Here is a 22,608-nt window from a genome sequence, read left to right as displayed (position 1 = left end):
ATATTATGACGTTTTGGTTGAACTGGCTCTGGGGTTTACCATGGCCTTGAATTGCAGATCGGTCATAGCCGGTTCTGTATTGGCGAAGATCGTAACGGTTTTATTCTGCTCGCCACTTTTGCCCCGGCTGTTGAAGCGCACACGTACCGACGATTTTGTTCCTGGAGCTACAGGCTCATGCGGCCAGTCGGGCGTAGTACAACCGCAGGAAGCCGTTACGTTATTGATTATCAGTGGAAATTCGCCCGTGTTTGTGAACGAAAAAACGTGCTCAACCGTGTCGCCTTCGGTGAGTGTTCCGAAGTCATAAATGCCTGTTTGATCAAATTTGATTTTTGGGCTTTTCGCCGATGCGGTTGCCTGAGCCGATTCGCCCTGCCGCCGATTATCGCAGCTAATTTGCCCAACACTTATGGCAACAACGGCTACCACAAGCAAGTAACGTCTGAGGTACATTAACGGGGTATGATTTATGATTTACGATATTCGGTTTACGGCAGCCTGTCGATACGGTTAGTGATGTGCCAGCTCACCGTAAACCGGATACTGTAAACCAATACGTTTTACGCGTTTTGTTGCTTGATCTGGGCCATCAGCCGATCTACATCTTCCAGCAGTTTTTCTGCTTTTTCGCGAGCGTCATTTACAACCCGTTGTCCTTCGTTTTTCGATGAATTTTCGGGCAAATCCGTAGAGTTGCTCAAATCAGTTAGCAACTGATTAATTTGCTCTCTGTATTTCGATAACCGGAATGACAACCGATCACGGGTAATTTTGCCCTTATCGGGCGCATACAGCAGTCCAAACAGGGAACCGGCAGCTATGCCAGTTAGCAAAAAGGTTAAATCACGGCCAATTCTGCTCATTTTTTGTGGAGTTTTCAGTTTTCAGTTTACGGTTTTCAGTTTTCGATCTTGCGCCTGAATTGAAGCAAAACTGCTTCGCACAACCGAAAACTGTAGACTGTAAACTGTAAACGCATAAACTTAAACTATTTATTGTCCAGTAACCCACGTCCGCTCTTGCGCAAACGTCCGGAAGCCATCAGCTTTTCGGAAAGATTATCCAGGATTCCGTTGACAAACTTACCGCTTTTGGGCGTACTGTACGCTTTTGCCAGTTCGATATATTCATTAATCGTTACTTTGACCGGAATGTTTGGAAAACTGAGCAACTCGCAAACGGCTAACTTCAGGATGATTTTGTCGAGCATCGCTACCCGTTCCACATCCCAGTTCTGAAGTTGGTCAGCTACTAACTGCTCATACTCAGCGTCGTTCTCAAACGATTTCTCGAACAGAGTATTCAAAAACAGTTCGTCTTCTTCCCAATCGTCCGTGAGGGGTTCGAGCTGCAAACCTGTTGGTCCTTGAACGGATTTAAGTGTTCGGATCGCCAAACCACGTACCACTTCGCTGTTTTCGGCCCAGCTCAGGTCAATTTCGGCTAAATGATCACGGATGCCCTCGTGCTTGAATACGAGGGTACGTAATACGTATTGAGCCAGCGCCTGGTCTTCATCGGCGGTATGCGTTTGCTGGTCGCAATAGGCACGGTAGGTTTCATCGGTCTTCAGCACTTCGCGCAAAGCCTTCCGAACGAACCCTAAATCGTCGGCCCAGGAAATGTTATGCCGAAGCGCTTCATTTTGTAGCGGCTGGTGTTTGGCCAGTTCCTGTATAACCCTATTATCGTTTAGATCAGACTCAAACGGAAACGGCGCATCATCCACATTTCGATACTGCCGTTCGCGGTCAACACGGGCAGCCTGTCCAAGTTCAATCAACAACAACAGAACGCGTAGGTAATCGTCATAAATGCTGTTTACCTGCTTAATGAGCATTTGGGCGAGGTGCTGACGATCTTTTTTTGAGCGACTTTGGTAGAAAATAAACCCATCGTTAGCGGCTTTGAGCACCTTGGTCGGGGCGTCTTCATCTTTGGCCGGCTGATTGGATTTTATGGCTTCCTCGAAGAGTAAACCAGCGAGTTTTCGGTAGCCTTCGAGTTGCCGTTTATCCTGAGGCAACATCGAGTTTAGGTCGGGTTGGAAAAGGTCATTGATGCCGTCGATGGCTAGTTGTTGATTGGAAAATTCGGCCTGTCGAAGTGCGTATAACGCCTGCATGACCTTTATTCGGAGTAATCGCCTGTTGAGCATCCCGCCTAAGTCTAATAGCTACCAGTAAGAAAAAGAACTGCTTAAATCGGGTGCAAAAGTACGAAAATTTGGGCAAAGGGCAAAGGGAATTGGGAATAAGAGATTGGGCAAAGGACAAAAAACGTACTATTTGACTGCTGCGATGCCCTAACCCCTCTGCCCCGCCCCCTCTGCTATTTGCAACTTTTCACCAACCCAGGCCGTTACGAATTAAACGCTGTTGGTTGTCCTGTGAAAGCACTTTCCTACCTCAATAAATATCTACTTAAGTACAAATGGTACCTGATTTTGGGGACGCTTTTTACCGCTATCTCCAACTTATTCGGCATCTTTCCTGCCCAGTTAGTACGGTACGCACTTGATCTGGTGCGCGAGACCTTAGACGTTTACTACCTCTACGACAAATCACCCCTGCAATCGGATTTATACGACGTATTTGCGTTCAGTATTCTGCTGTTTGGGGTACTAACGCTCGTGCTGGCGTTACTAAAAGGCTTCTTTTTGTTTCTGGTCCGTCAGACACTTATCGTTATGTCGCGACACGTTGAATACGATCTAAAAAACGAGATTTACGACCATTACCAGACGCTGCCGTTAAGCTTTTACCGCCAGCACAACACTGGTGATTTGATGGCCCGGATTTCGGAAGATGTTAGCAAAGTGCGGATGTACGTTGGCCCCAGTATTATGTATGGTCTGAATCTGATTGTACTGTTCATTCTGGTTATCAGCTATATGGTTAGCATCAACGCCCGACTGTCGCTGTACGTCTTGCTGCCCTTGCCGATTCTATCGGTAGCTATTTACATTGTCAATAACATTATCATTCAGCGGTCGGAAGAAATTCAGCGGTCTTTATCGCGGCTGTCCACGTATGTTCAGGAAGCTTTCTCGGGAATCCGCGTCCTGAAGGCATTCGTGCAGGAGAATAATTCGGCGGCTAAATTCGAGATTGAAAGTGATGAATACCGAAGCAAGTCGTTGAGTCTGACGCGGGTCGATTCGCTGTTTTTCCCGATTGTTGCCATTCTGGTGGGCTTGAGCAACGTACTGGTTATCTTCGTAGGTGGGCAGGAAATTCTGGCCGGTCGCCTGACGCCCGGTAACATCACGGAATTCATCTTATACGTAAACATGCTGACGTGGCCGGTTATGGCCCTCGGCTGGACCACGAGCCAAACCCAGCGGGCGGCTGCGTCGCAACAACGGATCAACGAATTCCTGAACATCAAAACCGACATTGTGTCGCAGAAAAATATTCAGCACACGATTCAGGGCGCGGTGGAGTTCAGAAATGTCCGGTTCGTCTACCCGGATTCGGGAATAATCGCCATCAAGAATTTTTCGATGCGTGTTCGAGCGGGTGAAACGGTCGCGATTTTAGGAACGACGGGCTCCGGTAAAAGTACACTGGCAAATCTGCTGACGCGGATGTATGACGTATCATCTGGTGAAATTCTGGTCGATGGCATACCGATCAAAGACTACAACCTGACTGCCCTGCGCGAACAAATGGGCTACGTACCGCAGGATGTATTCCTGTTTTCGGAAACCATCAGTAACAACGTTCGCTTTGGCAAACCCGACCTGCCTCAGGAGCGCGTGGAGCAAGCCATCCGCGACGCCGACTTGTATCAAAACGTACTGGGTTTCCCGGAACAGTTCGATACGCGCGTGGGCGAACGGGGCGTTACGTTGTCGGGTGGGCAGAAACAACGCCTGAGCATTGCTCGGGCTATCGCCCGCGACCCTAAGATTCTGATTCTGGACGACTGCTTATCCGCGGTAGACACCAACACAGAAAATATTATCCTGAATAACCTCCAGCGCATCATGGCCGACCGTACGTCGGTGGTGATTTCGCACCGCGTTTCCTCCGCTAAACTCGCCGATTACATCATCATGCTCGACGAGGGCGAAATCATCGAAGAGGGTACACAGCAGGAACTCCTCGCCAAAAACGGCGCCTACCGCGAACTGTACGAAAAACAGTTGCAAACGGAGGAGGTGTAGAGTCGGTTTACGGTTTTTGGTTTACGGTTGGGCGAAGATATTTTGGTATCTTCGCCCACGTTGTTTTTAGCGTATTAAAAATATGGCTACAGAAAATCCCCGCGTCTGGTTCAAGAGTATTTCGCTTGAAAACGTCCGTTCATTCGGTACAAAGCAAACGATTAACTTTACCGACAAAGACGGTAATGCCGCTCGTTGGAACGTGATTTTGGGAGATAACGGGACGGGAAAGACGACGGTGTTGAAGGGATTAGTATACTCGTATTTATCCGTTTTAGAAATATTTGACGGTAGAAACGAATTTCTTGATTCATTAGAAAGAAGTAAGAAATCTGATCTTCATATATGGTCTGAATATGCTATTGGAAACGACGTAACCTTCAAGCATCATTTTATAAGGGTAAGGAATTTTAAGTCAGCTGCTGAAATAATGAGGGAAAAAGATTATGAAATAGGAGTAGAGCATCAACCTATAAAACAATTAAAAGTATTTGGATATGGGGCATCTCGAAGGATTGGAAGCGGATCGATTACTCAACCAGAATTTTCTTCAGAAACAGATATTATATCAAACTCCATAACTACCCTTTTTAGAGATGACAAAAGTTTACAAAATGCAGAAGAGTGGCTTGTACAGGCTGATTACATTTCTCTAAGAGAAGAAAAATTTAGTAACCAGTATTCAGAGGTTCTAAGATTGTTAAAAACTCTTTTCCAAAGTGAAGTTTCTGATATTTATATAGATACTAAATCTGGCGTTCCTAAAGTCTTTTTTAAAACTCACTACGGCGACGTTCGCCTTCACGAATTAAGTCTCGGCTACAAAACGCTCATCGCGTGGATGGTTGATTTTGCAAAAGGCTTATTTGATCGTTATCCTGATAGTGAAAATCCGCTTGCTGAACCTGCCGTCTGTTTAGTGGATGAAATTGATTTGCATTTACACCCGAAATTTCAACGTACCATCATTCAGTTTCTGACTGATACGTTCCCCAACACGCAGTTTATCGTCACAGCGCATAGTCCGTTGATTGTGCAGTCGGCTGAGGATGCCAATATTATTTTGCTGAAACGTGAAGGCGACGAAACACACGTAGCAGATGGTATTGACGTACATAGCTGGCGTATTGACCAGATTTTGAGCAGTGATTTGTTTGGCGGAGTAAGTGGGCGTCCTGCCAAAACCGAAGAGCGTATGCAGCGTCGACGGGCCTTGTTACTTAAAGACGACCGTACCGATGCTGAAAGCCAGGAACTAGAGAAATTAGAAGAAGAACTTGGTATGCTGACCGCTTCTGAATCGAAAGAGGCTCTCAAGGCATTGGAATTGATTGGCAAAGCTTTGAGCAAATAATTTGTGATCAAGATTGATAAGTCTACACTGGCAGTACCAAGAATTTTAGCGAACAACGGAAAAGGAGAAAAGGCAACAGAGAAGCTAAAATCAGTATTTGATAACGGAGATACTACGTTTGTCTTCGACAAATCTATTTACGGCCATAAAACAGTTAAAGAAGTTCTGAAGAAAATTCAGCACAGCAAATGCTGTTTTTGTGAGGCTAAAATAGAACATATTTCACACGGCGATGTCGAGCATTTTCGCCCTAAAGCAGGCTATCAAATTGATGAGAATCAGGAACTGGTGAAACCGGGTTATTATTGGTTGGCCTATGATTTTGCCAACCTGTTCTTCTGTTGTCAAGTTTGTAATCAGGTCTATAAAAAGAATTATTTTCCATTGGCCAACGAAAGCAATCGTGCTAAATCGCATAATGATGACTTGGCATTGGAAGTCAGCTTAATCCTACATCCAGCACACGATGAAATTGCCGAACATCTATTGTTCGAAGCCGAAATTGTCAAACCTAAAAATGGCTCTCGTAAAGGTGCTGAAACAATTAAACGTACTGGCCTGAATCGCGAGTTTCTGTTAAAAGAGCGCTTCGAACACCTGAAAAAACTCCGTTTTCTGGAAGGTGTCGTCCAGAGAAATGGGGAACAAGCTGCTGAAATACGAGAAGCGTTTAAAGAATGGGGCAGATCGACAAACCTATTCTCCGCTATGGTACGTGCCAACTTCCCCGATTTAGTCTAAACTGGCCCTAACCCCAGCGCCAACACCTGATCCCTATGTCGGTCGATGTGGAAGCGCAGGAATTCATAACGCTGCCAGATATCTAACGGGCCGGAAATGGGATGCGGATGAATGATGGCTTCGTGATCTTCATTAGCTAACGCGGTTGCTAAATCTTGCAATGGTTGTTGCAGGCTATTAAATGCCGATAGCCAGAAGGCAAGCGGTCCACCCATTCGGGGAGCGGCACTGGCGGGCACGATTTCTTTGGCCTGCCAGGTACGGTCGATAATTGTCTCGATGGGTAAGCCCTTGTGAATCAACTCGCCTTCCCAAACCGGTTTGCCATTCTGCTTAGCGAGTAGTGCTCGCCACATCCCCCAAATGCCACCATGTTCAGCCCAATAAAGGTGCTCGGTATTTTCTACGACATTCCATGCATCGGGCGATGGTTTCCAGTGAGCCTGCTCGTCGGTGAGGGATTCTAAGGCGCTGGTGTAACGCTTCCGGGCCGACGCTACGTCGTGCAGGAGTTGGTCGAGTTTAAGCATTATCGAATAGATGGTTAGTGTCTGGTATAGAGCATAATGACTGCTGCTATCCAAAACTACTCGGCCAAAAACGACTGTTGAGTTAACGGCAATTCTTCTGCCTATCACTCAAATTATACACAATACCTCGACCAGAAAATTGCCCGGTGCTGTTACGTAGAACGACATCGTGCCTCGACCAGCGTAAGCACGCGGTTCTTTGCCAACATCAATGCCATCAGCTTTCATGGTCTGGTAGATCGCCATAACCTGTTCGGGGGATCCCTGCACGAAACCCACGTGAAAATCGGTTGGATAGCTGGGCGTTTCTGTTTTTGTGAAATTGCTGATACTCAGCGTGAACCCATCACTATCTTCCAGAATGGCAATGACGTTGTCGCCTTTGACTTCCATGGAGCGGAAACCAAAGTAGGTTTCGAAAAAAACGCTGGTTTGTGCTACGTTCGGCACCGCCAGATTCAAATGTTTGAGAGCCATAGTGTTGTATTGGATTTGTTAGAAGAAGGTTTTGAATGGCAATATTTACCGTTGGCTCAACGAGAGTTGACTTTATGTCAACCATGTACGTATTTTTATCCTGCACTCAAATGCTAATGCCGGTGTCTGCCATCCTGTAAGAACCCCACGTGGAACGACCGCTTTTGCGGCTCTATTCGCCCAACTGATCGGCCGGAAATGGCTCGGCTGATTCGCTACGTTTTAACGTTCCTGCTGGCGGTAATTTGTCCGCCTTTACTGGTTCGCTACGTTCCGCAATGACTGAACGGGAGGTAGCGATCATGGCTACTCATTAGCCGCCAGATGAATTGCCCTCACTATTGGCTGGGTGGTCCGACACGTCGGCGGTCGGCACTACAGAACATTTACACAAAAACTTTCAGACAATGACTATTGATATTAATAACGAGTGGTACGTGGATTTTTTCTCCGGCCTGAACTGCGAGATGTGGGAAAAAGCAACAACCACCGAATGGACTAATAAAGAAGTTGATTTCCTGATTGATACGCTAGAGATCAAACCCGGCGACCACATTCTGGATGTTCCCTGTGGCTTCGGACGGCACACGCTTGAGTTGGCAAAACGAGGTTTTACAATGACAGGCATCGATATCTCGACTGACTATATCCAAAAGCTAAGCGAGCAGGTTGATGCAGCACATCTACCTGTTCAGGTGATTCAGGGGGACATATTAACCACGAAACCTGGACGCTTTTTCGATGGCGCTTATTGCCTGGGAAACAGTTTTGGCTATGTCGATTATGCAGGAATGGCTGCTTTTGTAAAGAACGTATCAGACGCCTTGAAACCAGGTGCCCGCTTTGTCATCAATTCGGGGATGGTGGCGGAGAGCATTCTACCTAATTTCCCAAAAGCAGGCCACTACGTACTCGGCGATTTGATCATGGATATCCGAAATGCCTACGTGGTGGGCGAGAGTTACATGGCGACTGAGCTTACATACACAAAGGGCGACCGGGCAGAAACGCACTCCTTCAAGCACTACGTATACACGCTTTCCGACATAAAACGTTTGCTGGCCAGTTGTGGATTGCGAACGATTGCCGTTTACAACTCGACGGAAAAAGGAACGTATCAACTGGGCGATCAGCAGATGTATTTGGTAGCTGAAAAACAGGCAATACTGTTTTGATATAGCTACTGAATTTGGTAAAGTTAGTAGCTAAAGCAACTGTTTCGTAACAAAAAAGGCCGACCCTGCAGGGTCGGCCTTTTTTGTTATATGAGTTTATGCATGTTGCCGCTCGTGCTTTCCTTCCCGGATTTCTTCAATCATCTTCCGATTGAAAGCCGGTATATCGTCGGGCTTGCGACTGGTCACCAGTCCCTGGTCTGTTACCACTTCTTCGTCTACCCAGTTCGCGCCTGCGTTGCGGAGGTCAGTCTGAATTGATGGGTAGGAGGTCAACTTCCGACCTTTCACCACATCGGCTTCAATGAGCAATGTCGGCGCGTGGCAGATAGCGGCTACTGGCTTATGAGCCTCGAAAAAATGCCGGACAAACTGCACAGCTTTTGGATCCATTCTGAGTTTGTCGGGGTTCATGACGCCACCCGGTAATAATAAAGCATCATACTGATTCGGGTCGGCTCCGGCGACGGGCAGATCAACCGGGAACGTATCACCCCAGTCCGTTTCGTCCCATCCTTTCACGTCGCCACCCTTCAAGCCAATCAGGTGCGTAGTAGCGCCGGCATCATCCAGCGCCTGACGTGGTTCCGTCATTTCGACCTGTTCAAATCCATCGGTTAGCAGAATCGCCACCTTCTTTCCCGTCAATCGTTGCTGCGTTTCCATAATACATTGAGTTGTTGATTACACTTTTAAGAACTACAGAAAAAGCAGAAGGTTATCAAAAACGATCGTTTGAACACGGATTTTGCTATAAAATAGCCGAGCCGATCGATCACATAATTTATGGGGTTTGGATGCGTACCGACGCATCCGAGGTGGCATACATCAGTTTGGCGTCACTTTCCAGTTGAATGCTTCTGGCCATGTTGTTTGGAATGAGAATGCTCACCTGATGCCCGGCCTTAATAATCACGTCATCACACAGTGTCGGCACATGGCCACAGCTCCAGGTTGCGGGCGCATTCCACGCTGCGGAGGCCAGACTTTGGCATTTCCCCCGGGTAATGAGGATGTCGTCCAGACGAAGCTGATCCCGCGCCCCCGACGTGCCAATTCCTGTGTGATAATACTGCCACAGCAATTGCACATACGGCTTGTTGAGCAGACTGGCTGGCAGGGCAACCGGTCCAATGAGCTGAGTATGCCCAGCGGTAGCGTTGCGTACGTACTCAACCGGCTGATTGGCTCCATTGAGCAGGTCAGTGAAAGGGCCTGAATCGCCTAGTCTGTACCGGAGCCGAATTGCATACTGACGTGGATTAGGTGTGACGGTGCCCCCTGTCCACTGGATATAGGCCTCTGTAACGCCCAGCGTTTTGATGGCCAGAACGACACCGCCCAAGGCCGTAGCAACGTAGCCGGGATTGGCTCCGCCCGTGTTGATAAAGGAAATTCCATTACCACTTAATCCATTGATGCGTGTACTGCTGGCGTAGTTGTAAGCCCCTTTTACCGTATCGGCCTTAGTAAAAGTAGCCGTCAGCATGGGGTCATCATGATTCAGGCTCACAAATTGCATATTGGGCGGGTAGGTTGCCGGGGTAGCCATAGGAGACCAGGCCTCAAACCGGTACTCACAATTGCTTAGTGCGTAAGAAATCGGATTGGAATTGAAGGAGTCATCCAGATCGAACAGGGCTGTAAAAGAACGATTGGATGTGGGGTTGTAACTAAAGGCGGTATCGGTAGAGATGACACTGGCGCCCTCGTTCCAGCTGACAAACTTATAGCCGGGTTTCGCCTTGGCCACGATGCGAACCACATTATCCTGAAAGTAGATGCCCGTCCAGGGGTAAGGAGTCGCCGGTACGCCGGGTGTAGTAGGCAGAATGTCGATGGTGTTGACTTTCACATAGCCCTGAGTTGTATTTACTACGTTGACCGTTACGTTCCAGTTGCTGGCTAAGCCAAATTTAGCGCGTATATGATCCCGAACATAGGCCGGGCGTTGCTGCACGAAGGTGTTGATCGTACCGATATTGGCGAGCCAGCTGGTATAGGTAGTGCCGTTTTTCCATCGGTCGAAGTGTTCGGTTATGTAAGGTTGATACTCCTGCTGAACAGCGCTTAGCAGGTCGACGGCGCGGCTGGGGCTAAAGGTCGTATTGAGCAGGTCAGCGGAGCGGTTAATGAAATACGTTTTATAGTCGGGAAGGTCCAGCAACCGGCGAAGAAACAGCGTATACTCACCCGAATCTTCCTGTGTAGCATGGGCGAGGGTGTTGTCCGTGGCATTGCTATAACTACCAAGCCCCTGGTCGACATCTTTCATCATCCAGCGAAACCGGCCGTCGTGTCCATAAGGCGCATTGGGCAGGTACTGACTCGTCCGTTTTCGCCAGAGTTGTTGATTGTTGTTGGGCCAGTCGGCGTTGGCTGAGTAAATCTCCGCGATCTGATAATCAGTGAAGTTGTCAATATCCAACTGGGTGTTTACGTAGCTATAGTTGATCGGGGTCGTATTGGTAAAATAGTTTTGTAAGCTGGTATACTGGTCCAGATCGCCTTCGGAGGCCACCGTGCCGTATTCTCGGGTATTGTCATCAAAGCCAATAGCGACCATATCAACACTATCGGTATCGACGGCATAGTTTCGGTTGAGGTAGTTATTGTCGTAGCGCTCGTAGAGACTATGAATACCAAAATACTCGCCGTTAACAAATACCACACTCGCCCGATTGGCCTGGGTATCAAACTTCAGGTGCCGCACCATAGTCTGCATATAGGCATCCGCAATCAATGTATACCACCAGTCATTTCCTCCGTTACGGAGAATCAATCGGTTATAGAACTGGTTGGCAGGCCGATTCGCGAAGAAGGGATACTGAAAGTCAGTATCGCCATACAGCCGCAAACTTTTGCGCATCACCGAACGGGTACAGTTGCCGTTAATACGTAGCCCAACGGGTTGATTGAGCAGGGATGTATTATTGAGAAAAAACTCGACGTTGCCCGGTCGCTCCCAGGCGCTGCCTTCATTCGAAAAATTTCCTAACGGGCAAAAAAAGGAGTCCTCAGTAGGGTTAGTCGCCCGCCAGTTGTCATACGTAGCACCAGCGGTATAAATGCCGGTGTTATAATCGAAGAAATTCTTTTCATTGGTCGCAATCGAGACAACCGGTATCGTGTAGCGGGCAGGAGCCGTCGGCGTAATGAAATACGTCTGGGTAACAATGTCGCTGATCAGAGCCGTTGATTTATATGCCACGGCCCGCACAACGGTGCCTTTGAAGACCGGCGTCGTTGGGAAGTAGGTGGGTGAAAATTCGATTGTAGACGATCTGACCGACAATTTATTGGGGTCGCTGGTTCGATCACTAATGGGAATAGCGCCTGAATAAACCTGGGTTTGATACGAACCCGTTAGAAAATCTCCCGAAGGCTGTCCTGGTAGTTCAGGATAACTATTTTTATATTGAAATTTGTTGACAGTCAGGTTGGTAGGGGTAGGGTCGGAGCCGTCCAGGGTATAATAGATAGTGGCTTCCGGATCGGAGGACGTAATACTCAGATTGATTGTGTTGCTATAAAATCCACCCGCCTGCGAGAAGGTTGGCGGAGCCAGCAGGCTAGGGTAGCCAACTTGTGTGGTATTAGAGGCTCCGGGACTGATGGTAGCCGTTGCGAAAAAGAGCCAGTTTGCCGAACCGTCGGGCTGGCGTCCCCTGGAGACATTGGTTCGTTGGGCACCGAAGGTCACCTCGTCGATTGTAATTACCGATGCGCCATCAGGCCGGTACAGCCCGACCGCTTCCCCATCGGCTGAGAGCTTGAAATTGACGTGGGTTACGCCCCGATGCATGGCCTCGCTGGCCCATAAAATCAGGTAGCCATTGGCCGGAATAATGGTTTCAGTAGACCCGGTTAAAATTTGATACTTGGTCTTATTGCTCAGGTTGTCGGTGACGTAGTAACCCGCAATGTCAACGGCAAACGCGTTTGGATTATAAATCTCGAACCAGTCTTCAAAGGCTCCCGAATTATCCGCCAGCGCATGGCCGTTAGAGGCCATAAGTTCATTTATGTAGAGCTGCTGACCGCTGGCGGGTAGGCTGAACCACACCCAGACGATCAGGTAGAATAGTGATTTTTTCATTGAAATGGTGGTGGAATAGGCTGACTACATAATATTTATGTCTTCAGTGTTTTTTACTAAGTAAACCAGATTATTACATAAGACTATATTCGCAGATTCTAATTGCGTGTAATTCGATGCCCTGCATTTTTAGGTGATTTACTTCATTGAAGTGTCTGTCGGAATTCCGCGGGCGTCTGGCCGGTATGGCGTTTAAAGAAGCGAACGAAATAAGATGGGTCTTCGAAGTCCAGCAGAAAACCGATTTCTTTCACCGACTGGGCCGTGTGCGTCAGCAAACGCTGCGCTTCAATAATGATACGTTCGTGGAGCAATTGACTGGCCGTTTTACCCAGTACTTTTTTGCAGATATGATTGAGGTAGTTCGGCGTCAGATTCATTTGTTCGGCATAGGTGCTCACCTCCCGAACCGTTAAAAACTGCCCTTCCAGCAGTTCTTCGTATTGCCGGATACGGTCATATAATTGCCGGTCAGTCAGAATCCGGGGCTCATTATACAGTCGGTTGGCTGTCTCCAGAATGATGTGCACAAACGACTGAAATACATCGGCCCGATTCGGTTGCTCCTGTTCATATTCCGCGTAGGCATACCCAAACAAATCGCTGAAGAACTTGTCCTGGCTGCCTGCCTCCAATAGCGGTAAATGTTGATGCGAGTGAAAAAAAGGATATTGATAGAGCCGGTGCCCGAGTCGGTTGTGGAAAAAAGGAGCGTCAAAAAATAGATTATATCCTTGGGCATCGGCTGACAGATTCCAGCTATGCACCTGGCCTGGGGTTAAAAAGTAGAGCTGATGAGGGTTGATCTCGTAGGTCTTAAAGTCAATGGTGTGCGTGCCGCTTCCCTGGCTGATCCACATAACCAGGTAAAAGGTATGGGAGTGCGGCTTGTCAATCCCCTTGAACTCCTGCACCAGCTTCTCCAGCCGGGTCATGTAAAAAGACGCGTTGGGCTGGTGTCGGGGAAATGCCTGGAGCTGATAAACGGGGACCTGTGTTGACATGCGTTGAATGTTGTGGAAAGCCCTGTTGGGAGCGAGTTGAACACCGCGCCAAATCAACGCAAAACCATTGGTTTGTCCTATAGAAGTGTAGAATTGTGGTTTTATAGTAACCTGCCAACCAGTAGATTTGTAGACCCTGTTCTGAGTCATAACGTATCAGATAGGCAGGGGCGTAATCACCTGATAATCGGGTTTTACAATGGACGATTTTATCGCTGCACGATCTCAGATGGCCCTTTCACTGGGCTTTCACATCATTTTTTCCTGCATTGGCATGGTCATGCCGTTTTTTATGGCCGTATCGCATTATTACTGGCTCAGGACCAACCGGGTCGTTTATCGGAACGTAACAAAAGCGTGGAGCCAGGGCGTGGCTATTTTCTTTGCCACCGGCGCGGTATCCGGCACGGTTTTATCCTTTGAACTGGGCTTGCTCTGGCCTAAATTCATGAACCATGCCGGGCCTATTTTCGGTATGCCTTTCTCGCTGGAAGGAACGGCTTTTTTTATTGAAGCCATTGCGCTGGGTTTTTTCCTCTACGGCTGGGATCGCTTCAATCCGTGGTTTCACTGGGTTACGGGCGTCATTGTTGGTATTAGCGGCTTAGTATCGGGTATTCTGGTGGTAGCCGCCAATGCCTGGATGAATAGCCCGTCGGGTTTCGACTACGTGAACGGGCAGTACGTTAACATTGACCCGATCAAAGCCATGTTCAACGATGCCTGGTTCTCGCAGGCACTGCACATGTCCATCGCAGCGTTTGCCGCCACGGGTTTTGCGGTGGCGGGTGTTCATGCGATCATGATTTTAAACCATAAAAATGTCGAATTCCACACAAAATCCTTCAAGATAGCCGCCGTGTTCGGTTGCGTTGCGGCTCTGCTGCAACCCCTCAGCGGTGACCTGTCGGCGAAGTACGTGGCGCGAACCCAACCCGCTAAACTGGCGGCTATGGAAGCCCATTTTCATACCGAAAAATCGGCGTCGCTGCTGATCGGAGGCATTCCCGATACTAAAAATAAACGGGTGGAGTATGGGCTGAAAGTACCGGGTTTATTGAGCTTCATGGCGCACGGTAACTTTGAGGCTGAAGTGAAAGGGCTCGATCAGATTCCGGTAAAAAATCAACCCCCAATCGCCATTACGCATTACGCCTTTCAACTAATGGTAGGATTGGGTATGCTGATGATGGCGCTGTCAGGCCTGTATTTTCTGGCTCTGTGGAAATATGCCGATTGGCTGAAAAAGCGCTGGCTGCTCACCTTATTCGCTCTGGCTACGCCTATGGGATTTATTGCCGTCGAGGCCGGTTGGACAGTGACCGAAGTTGGCCGTCAGCCCTGGATTATTCAGGGAATCATGCGCACCGCTGATGCCGTCACGCCGATGCCGGGGATTATTTACTCGTTTTACCTGTATACGGGTGTCTACGTATCGCTGGCGCTGGTAGTTATTTTCATGTTGTACCGCCAGATTCGAATGGTTGGGAAACTGTATGATCTGCCTGCTACGTCTAATCAACTAGTTCATTAAAGCCATGTTATACGTTGTCATTGGGTATCTGTGGGCCGCCATCTTATTGTACCTACTCCTGGGTGGCGCTGATTTTGGCGCCGGAATTATTGAGTTTTTTACGTCGCAGGCCAACCAGAGCCGCACCCAGAAAACCCTGTACCGGGCCATCGGTCCCATCTGGGAAGCCAATCATATGTGGCTCATTATCACGGTCGTCATTCTGTTCGTAGGCTTTCCCGCCATCTACGCAACCATGTCAGTTTATCTGCATATTCCCCTGACCATTATGCTGTTGGGAATTATTGCCAGGGGAACGGCTTTCGCCTTCCGGCATTACGACGCCGTTGTCGACGATATGCAGGAACTCTACAACCGTATTTTTGTCTACTCCAGCTTCGTCACACCCCTGTTTCTGGGCATCATTGCCGGAAGCTCGGTGTCAGGCCATATCGACCCGATGGCCACTACGTTCCTGGACGCTTATGTGTTCAGCTGGCTGGATTGGTTTTCGGTGTCCGTTGGCTTGTTCACGGTTGCGATCTGTGGATATCTGGCCGCTATTTATCTGATCGGCGAAACTGGAAGTCACGGTGAGCGACAGCGGTTCATCCGGAAAGCCCGCTTCATGAATCTGGCGGCTGTTGGTTGTGGTGTACTGGTTTTCGTAGCCGCCTATGCGGAAGGGATTCCCTTGTTTGACTGGGTTTTTGGCAACTGGGTTGGCCTTACGGCGATCTCGGCCGCTACGTTGTCGCTGATGCTCATGTGGTATTTACTGGCAAATGGTAAGCGCTACGTCGTGCGGGTGCTGGCTGGATTTCAGATCACGATGATTTTGCTGGTCACCACGATCCATCATTTTCCGAACATCGTGCTCCTCAAAAATGGGGGATACCTTTCCTTGCTGGAACACCGGGGCCATGATAAAACGATTGAGTCGCTTGGCACGGCCCTGTTGCTGGGAAGCGTATTTATTCTGCCCGCGCTGTTCTACCTGATCTACAGCTTCCAGAAAAAAGCGCATGCGCCAGTGAAACAAAATGTTTAAACACAGAGGAAACGGAGTTAGACACAGAGTGAAAATGAAAACCAGCAATTTTTACTCTGTGTTCTCTGTGGCTCTGTGTTCAAAAAACTACCCAAGATATCTCTATGATTCATAAACGTGTGAAGGTAGGCGTGGTGCAGGCAACACCTGCCCTGTTTGATCTGGAAAAGAGTGCCGATCTGGTTATTGATTGGATCAAGAAGGGCGTCAGCGAAAGTTGCGAGCTGTTACTTTTTCCGGAATCATTCATCCCCTGTTATCCGCGAGGATTAACCTTCGACGCCGTTATTGGCCGACGTACCGATAAAGGACGTAGCACGTGGCTGGATTACTGGTCGAACAGTATCGAAGTGGGATCAGATACCTTCAAGCGAATTAGCGAAGCTGTAAAAAAAGCCGGCCTGCTGGTGGCCCTTGGCGTAACGGAACGCGATCCAATTGGCGGTTCACTGCATTGCTCGCTGCTCTATTTTGGTAAAGATGGTACGTTGCTGGGCAAACACCGGAAACTGAAACCTACGGGTCTGGAACGCTACATCTGGGGCGAAAGCGATGGTACTTCGCTCGTTAGTTTCGACACGGAACTGGGCAAAATTGGCGGCCTGATCTGCTGGGAAAACTACATGCCCCTCGCCCGAACGGCCCTCTACCAGAAGGGAATCGAGATCTACCTGGCACCAACCGCCGACGCCCGCGAAACCTGGCAATCGACCATGCAGCACATCGCGCTGGAAGGCCGTTGCTTTGTGCTGGCCAGTAATCAGTACGTTCGCAAAGCCGATTACCCCGAAAAATACCAGGATGACCTGCTGAACGAGCCCGATATTATGAGTGCGGGTGGCAGCGTCATTATTTCACCGATGGGGGAGGTGTTAGCCGGACCACTCTGGAATCAGGAAGGATTACTCACCGCCGAACTGGATTTTTCGGTGCTGATCAAAAGCAAAATGGACTTTGACTGCGTAGGCCATTATGCCCGCCCAGATGTGTTTAAATTGAACGTAGTGAATCAACCTGAGACGTTGAACGTCAGGTAAATTACGATAGAAAGCCACTTCTGATATGGATTTATTCTGACAGTATACCTGAATAATAGTCGCCTGTATATGTCAAACAAATCAGTAACTTTAACTCCTTTTTAACAAAGCCTATTTGTTGGAGTATTGCTCAATCCCAGGATGCTTATCCTCTTTTTACTGATTTGTTTCTTTTTTTTAGTATCTACCATACAGGCTCAGCCAACTACCGACAGTCTGGCTAACTTTTGGTCGGCGGTAACGCCGAAGAAACAGTATCCGGCTGATCCCAGGAAAATTGAGCAGTTAATTAACTGGTGTCAGCAGGAGATACCACCAGCGAATCTGCCCTGCTCATCTGAACCAAACCGGGGCAACGAGTTAAGTCCTCAGCAATGGCTGTATCCTGCGTTGCAAGCCCAACTCAAAACAACACCTGCCTGTAATGAACAGCAACTACGTTCCCTGGCGGCACAGGCAGGAAATATCCACGATGCCCGTTATCTGTCGGGGTTGATTTTGCGGGCTTCCTATTGCGTCATTCGTAGTGAATACAGCACTGCCCGACGGTACGGTCAGCTGGCTGTTTGGCTTGCCGATTCCCTGCAAACCCTGCAAGGCTGGTCCAAACTTGTTCAGGCACGTGCGTTGTTTGGTCAGGAAACGAATTTTTCACGGGCCTATTCGCTGCTCAATCAAGCGCTGAGTTTGTCCCGTCAGCAACACGATCCGTATCTGGAAGCTAACGCCCTTTCGTTGCTGGGGGTAATCAATCGACGAATTTATTTCGGAGCATCGCTCAAAGCCGTACCCTACCATCTGGCTGCGCTGAAAATTGGCATTGCCCGGCGGGATACCGTATTGATGGCGCAGGAAACCCTGGCGCTGGCGTTTAATTATGAAGATGCCGGTCGAATCGACAAGTGTATCACGTATATGCTTCAGCTACTTCCGTTGGCTAAGGGCCAGCCTCGGATAAAAGCCCGATTGATGATCGGCGCCAGTCATTATTTGCCGAACCACTTAGTCGCTCAGAAGGAATTACTGTTACAAAAAAGTCTGCAATACACCAGGTTAACGGGCGAAACTCTATACCTGGAATATATATACCAGGATTTGTTCGAGTTGCTCATCGCCAACAGCCGGATTAAAGAAGCAACGCACACCGCCAGTCAAATCGATTCGCTCGGCCGAGCGTTGGCCCCGCATCGATCCTACTCGGAGTCGATAGCGGTGATCTGGTACCAGCTCGCTAAAAAAACCGGCGATAAGGCCGGTGCTTTAGCCTATCTGGAAAAGGAATATCAGAATGTGAGCCGTCGCTATCAGACCCAGAATGCCGCTGCCCTTTCGCAATGGGAAGCTATTTTTCATACCGAAGAGCAGGATTTATTGCTGAAGCAGCGTGAACAGGAGCATACCTATCTGATCATCGTTATTGTGCTGGTAACGCTGCTGCTGGTAACGACAGGGGGGGCGCTGTATTTTCAGCATAAAAGCCAGCGGGCCGTTCGGAAGCAGATGGTACTGACCGAGGCCCAGGCTGACCAACTGCGTCAGGTCGATGCCCTGAAAAGCCAGTTCTTTGCCAACGTATCGCATGAGCTGCGTACACCGCTAACCTTAATTCTGGGGCCACTCGGTAGATTGCTCAAGCAAGCTCCGACTGACGAACGTAGTAGCGAACTTCTCCGGACAGCGCAACAAAACGCCCGTCGGTTGCTCGATCTGGTCAACGAAATTATGGACCTTACGAAACTCGAAGCCGGGAAGCTGGAATTGACCAACGAACCGGTGAATCTGTATGGGCTGGTGAGTCGGATTGTGGCTAATTTTAACTCGCTGGCCCATCAGGCGGCTGTTCAGCTCCGGTTGAATTACATAGCAGATGCCGATCTGGTGGTTGAGCTGGACGCCAATAAGTTTCAGAAGATAATCGATAATCTGCTGATCAACGCGTTTAAATTTACGCCGTCGGATGGACATATTACGGTAAACGTGACCGAACAACCGACCCAGATTCATATTGAAGTAAGTGACACAGGGCGGGGGATTTATCCGAATGATCTGCCACACATATTCGATCGCTATTTTCAAAGCAAGCAGCCGGGTTCGCCGAGCGAAGGTGGCACGGGTATTGGGCTGGCCCTGTCGGCGGAGTTTGCCAAATTGCTGGGGGGTACCTTACGGGTGGATAGCCAGTGGCAACAGGGTACTACATTCTATCTGGAAATCCCCAAACACCCCGTAGAGCCAGGAACCACTACGTTGGTTCCCAGTGAAGAAGCCGATGAGACCGCCATGATGCCCGGCATCAGCCCATCCATGCCGTTGCTTACACACACAGACCATCGAAAGACAACGCTGTTACTGGTAGAAGATGATCCTGGTCTGCGTCACTACCTGACGGCAATTCTCCAGCCCAGCTACACGGTGCTGGTGGTTCAGAACGGACGGGAAGCCCTCGACCGGCTTGCTACGTTGCCAATGCTGCCTTCGCTGATCATCTCCGACCTGATGATGCCGGTGATGGATGGCTTTCAATTGCTGGAAGCATTAAAACGTAGTGATACGTACCGACACCTCCCGGTGGTGATGCTGACGGCCCGCGCCGACAAAGTGGATAAACTCCAGGCACTACGGCTGGGCGTGGATGATTACCTGCTGAAGCCTTTCGATGAAGATGAGTTAACGGCCCGCGTATCGAATCTGCTGTTGAATTTGCAACAGCGGCAGTCACTGGCACCCGTCGGTATCGACGCTGCCGATGAGCCGGAACCGGGTCCGCTGATGTCGAGTGTGGATATAAACTGGCTGGAACGACTGGAGAGGCAGGCGCAGGCGCAGTTGAGCCAGTTTGACCTGACGGCCGATCAACTGGCCGATTCGTTGTCTGTTAGCCGGAGCACACTGTTCCGGGAAGTGAAGCGGCTGACAGGACTGACGCCCGCCCAATACATTACCGAAGCCCGGTTGCAACACGCCCGTCAGCTGCTGGAAAACCGGCAGGTAGCCTCGGTGAAGGCCCTGGCACAACAGGTTGGGTTGCGCCAGGTCAAACACTTTTCCAGTACGTTCAAAAATCGCTTCGGTAAGCTTCCCTCCGATTATCTGTAAAGTAAATCTGAACGTCTCCATAACGGTCGCTTCTGTTCAGAAGCGACCGTTACTGTTTATAGGCGACGAAAAGAAAGGATAGAATCACCGACGGTTACGGCCATCGGTCACGGTTAATCTGCCGACTTTGGTCGTCTGATACGTTTATGGGCCTAGATTGACACGCTGGTGGGTCATCTGATACGTTGGTAGGCCTAGATTGACACCCGGGTGGCTGACGAGCCTGGTAAATTTGCCGACGGGTTTAGTGGTAAACGAACTACTACTGTCTCTTCTGACGACCTGTTTTCCTATTCACATAAATTGAATAAACCTTCCTCTTTGTACCAGCCCAGCAGCAACGTTGGCCGCTCATTCGGGTGGCCACGTTTGCGCTGGCCACGTCTCCTCGAATATGCCAAAGACCTGTTGATGCGCTTTATTGGCTCTATCCTGGGAATTGTGGCGTATGGTGTCCTGTTGGCGCTACTCTGCTATCTGCTCTGGCGAAACGGGCTTTATCAGGACGCGCTGGAGAGCTACTACAATCCGGCTAAAACCGGCCTTCTCAAACAAGTGAACGAGTGACGTAGCGCGACGATATTTAGAGAAACTGAGGATTACATTCGGATTGATGACAAGCCATTCCGCTATAAAAAAGATATCCCGAAGAAGTAAACCTCTTCGGGATATCTTTTTTAGCATTGCTTAATAGCCAGGATTCTGAGCAAAATCTCCCTGGTTCAGGTCGAGGGCACGGGTGGGAATCGGCCGTAAGATCTTGTTCTGATTGCCGACACCCAGAAATGGATCGACGCCGTTATTATACCATTTGTTCACATCTTTATTGTACTGGCGAGCGCGGGCAATCAACGTGCCAGTACGTTTGAGATCGAACCAGCGGTGATATTCGCCCACCAGTTCCCGGCCCCGTTCGTCCAGAATGAAGTCAATCGTTACGGCCGACGCATCAATTTTCATGGCGGCTTCAGACCCGGGTTTGGCGGCTCTGCGCCGTACTTCATTGATGCGTTCGGCGGCAGTAGCGGTGTTGCCGGATTTGAAATACGCTTCAGCCGCCAGTAAATACGTCTCGCCCAAACGAGCGACAAAGAGATCCCGCGTACTGGTATTTCCCCCGAACTGCGCCGTAGGATCATCAAACTTCTTAACCGAGGGTGTAAAATTGTCCAGCGTTACGGTCTGACTGGCTTCCCAGAGCGTGCCTGAATACGGGTAAACCGTTGCGCCGTTCCGATGCGTTGGGTCGGCGGCTTTCCAAGCGGCAATGGCCGCCGGAGTGTTAGCCCATTTCGGTGGGTAATAATATTTGACATTCAGCGTGTTACGCTCGTTTGGACGGGTATAATAATCGTAGTACCGCTGGTAGAACGTGATCATGAACGTAGCGTCGAAGCGGGCATCGATCTGCGTGAACAGATCGAAGGTGTACATCGTCGGGCAGAGAGTATAGGTGCGGTACGGATAGCCTTCAACAGCGCCCTGGCCGCCAAAATAAGGGCCAAAAAAAGCCGCCTGCGAGTTTCCGCCCGTGGTAGCGGTTGGTATGGATGTGGCATCCCACTGGATCGAGAACAGAATCTCGCTGTTCTTCTCGTTGCCGGGGAAAAACAGCGTTTCAAAGGGCGTAGTGAGTGATTGCGACGCAATGGCAGCATCGGCGAACGTAGCGGCTGTCTTGAAATCATTGGCACCGGCAAAAGTTTCATAGCCGCGTGTCAGGTAAATTTTCGCCAGCATATGCCGGACGGCCCGTTTCGTGACACGACCAAAGTTCGGGGTTGTCTCGGGTACCAGGTCCAGCGCTTCCGTCATCTCTTTGATGATAAAATCATACACTTCCTGGGCCGAATTTCGCTTAAATGACTCGACGGGAGCCGTGAAACGATCCGTTACCAGGCCGACGCCACCAAAGGTTTGCACCAGCAAAAAGTAATCGTAGGCCCGCAGGAATTTCATTTCGCCTTTCCGCGCTGCCAGCGTGGGTACATTCGTCGTCTTCTCGTTGAAATAAAGGGCCGTGTTCGTGAGCTGAATCGACTTGTAGACATTTGTGTAAAACGCCAGCACTTCGCCATCATCGGGGATCAGATTCCGGTACTCGCTCAGGCCTTCGGGCTGCGTCGAGCGCCCCGTTACGTACATGTCCGTGCCAGCACAGAAAATCCAGGGTTGGGCATAAACGGTACGCAACGACGAGTAAGCGGCATTGATCAATTTCTCGTAGCCTTCGTTGGTGGTATAGTACTGATCGGCAACGATATTCGACTTGTTCTGTTCTTCCAGGAAATCTTTACAACCGCCCGCCGATAGCAACAGACAAAGGAGCAGACTGGCAATTTTTATGGTCTTCATGA

At 49.3% G+C, this 22,608-nt stretch carries 19 protein-coding genes; 9 read left to right on the top strand and 10 right to left on the bottom strand.

Features of this window, described 5'->3' with window-relative positions:
* Nucleotides 1-3 precede the first annotated feature (3 nt).
* From ACYVEA_RS03060 to nusB, 3 genes are all read right to left on the bottom strand, one after another.
* Nucleotides 4-456: a DUF1573 domain-containing protein gene (locus ACYVEA_RS03060; protein WP_461111841.1), complete on the bottom strand. Its 453-nt coding sequence runs from the start codon at nt 454-456 to the stop codon at nt 4-6.
* A 107-nt stretch (nt 457-563) separates the two neighbouring features.
* Nucleotides 564-866, bottom strand: a complete 303-nt coding sequence (locus tag ACYVEA_RS03055) for a YtxH domain-containing protein (protein WP_093826534.1) — start codon at nt 864-866, stop codon at nt 564-566.
* 125 nt (nt 867-991) lie between these two features.
* Complete coding sequence (gene nusB / locus ACYVEA_RS03050; protein WP_461111840.1) at nt 992-2,128, bottom strand: transcription antitermination factor NusB; 1,137 nt, start codon at nt 2,126-2,128, stop codon at nt 992-994.
* 264 nt (nt 2,129-2,392) lie between these two features.
* On the opposite strand from nusB, the gene ACYVEA_RS03045 reads away from it, so the two are divergent.
* The 3 genes from ACYVEA_RS03045 to ACYVEA_RS03035 all read left to right on the top strand — a co-directional run bounded on the left by ACYVEA_RS03045 (nt 2,393) and on the right by ACYVEA_RS03035 (nt 6,269).
* The gene (locus ACYVEA_RS03045) at nt 2,393-4,174 is read left to right on the top strand and encodes an ABC transporter ATP-binding protein (RefSeq protein ID WP_461112939.1); all 1,782 of its coding nucleotides are present in this window, start codon (nt 2,393-2,395) and stop codon (nt 4,172-4,174) included.
* 82 nt (nt 4,175-4,256) lie between these two features.
* Entirely contained in the window at nt 4,257-5,528 is a 1,272-nt protein-coding gene (locus ACYVEA_RS03040) for an AAA family ATPase (protein WP_461111839.1), read from the top strand.
* A 3-nt stretch (nt 5,529-5,531) separates the two neighbouring features.
* Complete coding sequence (locus ACYVEA_RS03035; RefSeq protein ID WP_461111838.1) at nt 5,532-6,269, top strand: HNH endonuclease family protein; 738 nt, start codon at nt 5,532-5,534, stop codon at nt 6,267-6,269.
* Here the strand turns inward: ACYVEA_RS03035 and ACYVEA_RS03030 are convergent.
* From ACYVEA_RS03030 to ACYVEA_RS03020, 3 genes are all read right to left on the bottom strand, one after another.
* A complete protein-coding gene (locus ACYVEA_RS03030) occupies nt 6,266-6,799 on the bottom strand; it encodes a DinB family protein (protein WP_461111837.1) in 534 nt (177 codons plus the stop codon). The two genes, ACYVEA_RS03035 and ACYVEA_RS03030, sit on opposite strands and share 4 nt — an antisense overlap.
* Before the next feature lie 108 nt (nt 6,800-6,907).
* A complete protein-coding gene (locus ACYVEA_RS03025; RefSeq protein WP_461111836.1) occupies nt 6,908-7,276 on the bottom strand; it encodes a VOC family protein in 369 nt (122 codons plus the stop codon).
* Between the two features lie 172 nt (nt 7,277-7,448).
* Nucleotides 7,449-7,580, bottom strand: coding sequence for a hypothetical protein (locus tag ACYVEA_RS03020; RefSeq protein WP_461111835.1), 132 nt, complete (start codon nt 7,578-7,580; stop codon nt 7,449-7,451).
* Between the two features lie 103 nt (nt 7,581-7,683).
* On the opposite strand from ACYVEA_RS03020, the gene ACYVEA_RS03015 reads away from it, so the two are divergent.
* Nucleotides 7,684-8,451 carry an SAM-dependent methyltransferase gene (locus tag ACYVEA_RS03015; RefSeq protein WP_461111834.1) on the top strand — a complete coding sequence of 256 codons (768 nt, stop codon included), beginning with the start codon at nt 7,684-7,686 and terminating at the stop codon, nt 8,449-8,451.
* Between the two features lie 96 nt (nt 8,452-8,547).
* Here the strand turns inward: ACYVEA_RS03015 and ACYVEA_RS03010 are convergent, their stop codons facing one another.
* The 3 genes from ACYVEA_RS03010 to ACYVEA_RS03000 form a co-directional block, all read right to left on the bottom strand.
* Nucleotides 8,548-9,117 (bottom strand): type 1 glutamine amidotransferase domain-containing protein, encoded by a 570-nt coding sequence (locus ACYVEA_RS03010; protein WP_461111833.1) that lies wholly within the window; start codon nt 9,115-9,117, stop codon nt 8,548-8,550.
* 118 nt (nt 9,118-9,235) lie between these two features.
* The gene (locus ACYVEA_RS03005; protein ID WP_461111832.1) at nt 9,236-12,550 is read right to left on the bottom strand and encodes a CotH kinase family protein; all 3,315 of its coding nucleotides are present in this window, start codon (nt 12,548-12,550) and stop codon (nt 9,236-9,238) included.
* Between the two features lie 143 nt (nt 12,551-12,693).
* Complete coding sequence (locus tag ACYVEA_RS03000) at nt 12,694-13,554, bottom strand: helix-turn-helix domain-containing protein (protein ID WP_461111831.1); 861 nt, start codon at nt 13,552-13,554, stop codon at nt 12,694-12,696.
* A gap of 199 nt (nt 13,555-13,753) precedes the next feature.
* Here ACYVEA_RS03000 and ACYVEA_RS02995 point away from each other — a divergent pair, with 199 nt between their 5' ends.
* From ACYVEA_RS02995 to ACYVEA_RS02975, 5 genes are all read left to right on the top strand, one after another.
* Entirely contained in the window at nt 13,754-15,088 is a 1,335-nt protein-coding gene (locus tag ACYVEA_RS02995) for a cytochrome ubiquinol oxidase subunit I (protein WP_461111830.1), read from the top strand.
* Nucleotides 15,089-15,092: 4 nt separating this feature from the next.
* Nucleotides 15,093-16,118 carry a cytochrome d ubiquinol oxidase subunit II gene (locus tag ACYVEA_RS02990; protein ID WP_461111829.1) on the top strand — a complete coding sequence of 342 codons (1,026 nt, stop codon included), beginning with the start codon at nt 15,093-15,095 and terminating at the stop codon, nt 16,116-16,118.
* 104 nt (nt 16,119-16,222) lie between these two features.
* Nucleotides 16,223-17,155 carry a carbon-nitrogen hydrolase family protein gene (locus tag ACYVEA_RS02985; protein ID WP_461111828.1) on the top strand — a complete coding sequence of 311 codons (933 nt, stop codon included), beginning with the start codon at nt 16,223-16,225 and terminating at the stop codon, nt 17,153-17,155.
* Between the two features lie 141 nt (nt 17,156-17,296).
* Nucleotides 17,297-20,251, top strand: a complete 2,955-nt coding sequence (locus ACYVEA_RS02980) for an ATP-binding protein (RefSeq protein WP_461111827.1) — start codon at nt 17,297-17,299, stop codon at nt 20,249-20,251.
* A gap of 369 nt (nt 20,252-20,620) precedes the next feature.
* The gene (locus ACYVEA_RS02975) at nt 20,621-20,818 is read left to right on the top strand and encodes a hypothetical protein (protein WP_461111826.1); all 198 of its coding nucleotides are present in this window, start codon (nt 20,621-20,623) and stop codon (nt 20,816-20,818) included.
* A gap of 120 nt (nt 20,819-20,938) precedes the next feature.
* Here ACYVEA_RS02975 and ACYVEA_RS02970 read toward each other — a convergent pair whose 3' ends face one another.
* Complete coding sequence (locus tag ACYVEA_RS02970; protein WP_461111825.1) at nt 20,939-22,606, bottom strand: RagB/SusD family nutrient uptake outer membrane protein; 1,668 nt, start codon at nt 22,604-22,606, stop codon at nt 20,939-20,941.
* Between the last annotated feature and the right edge of the window lie 2 nt (nt 22,607-22,608).

The organism is Spirosoma jeollabukense (assembly GCF_054777855.1).
This window is presented reverse-complemented; position numbering and strand designations above follow the sequence as displayed.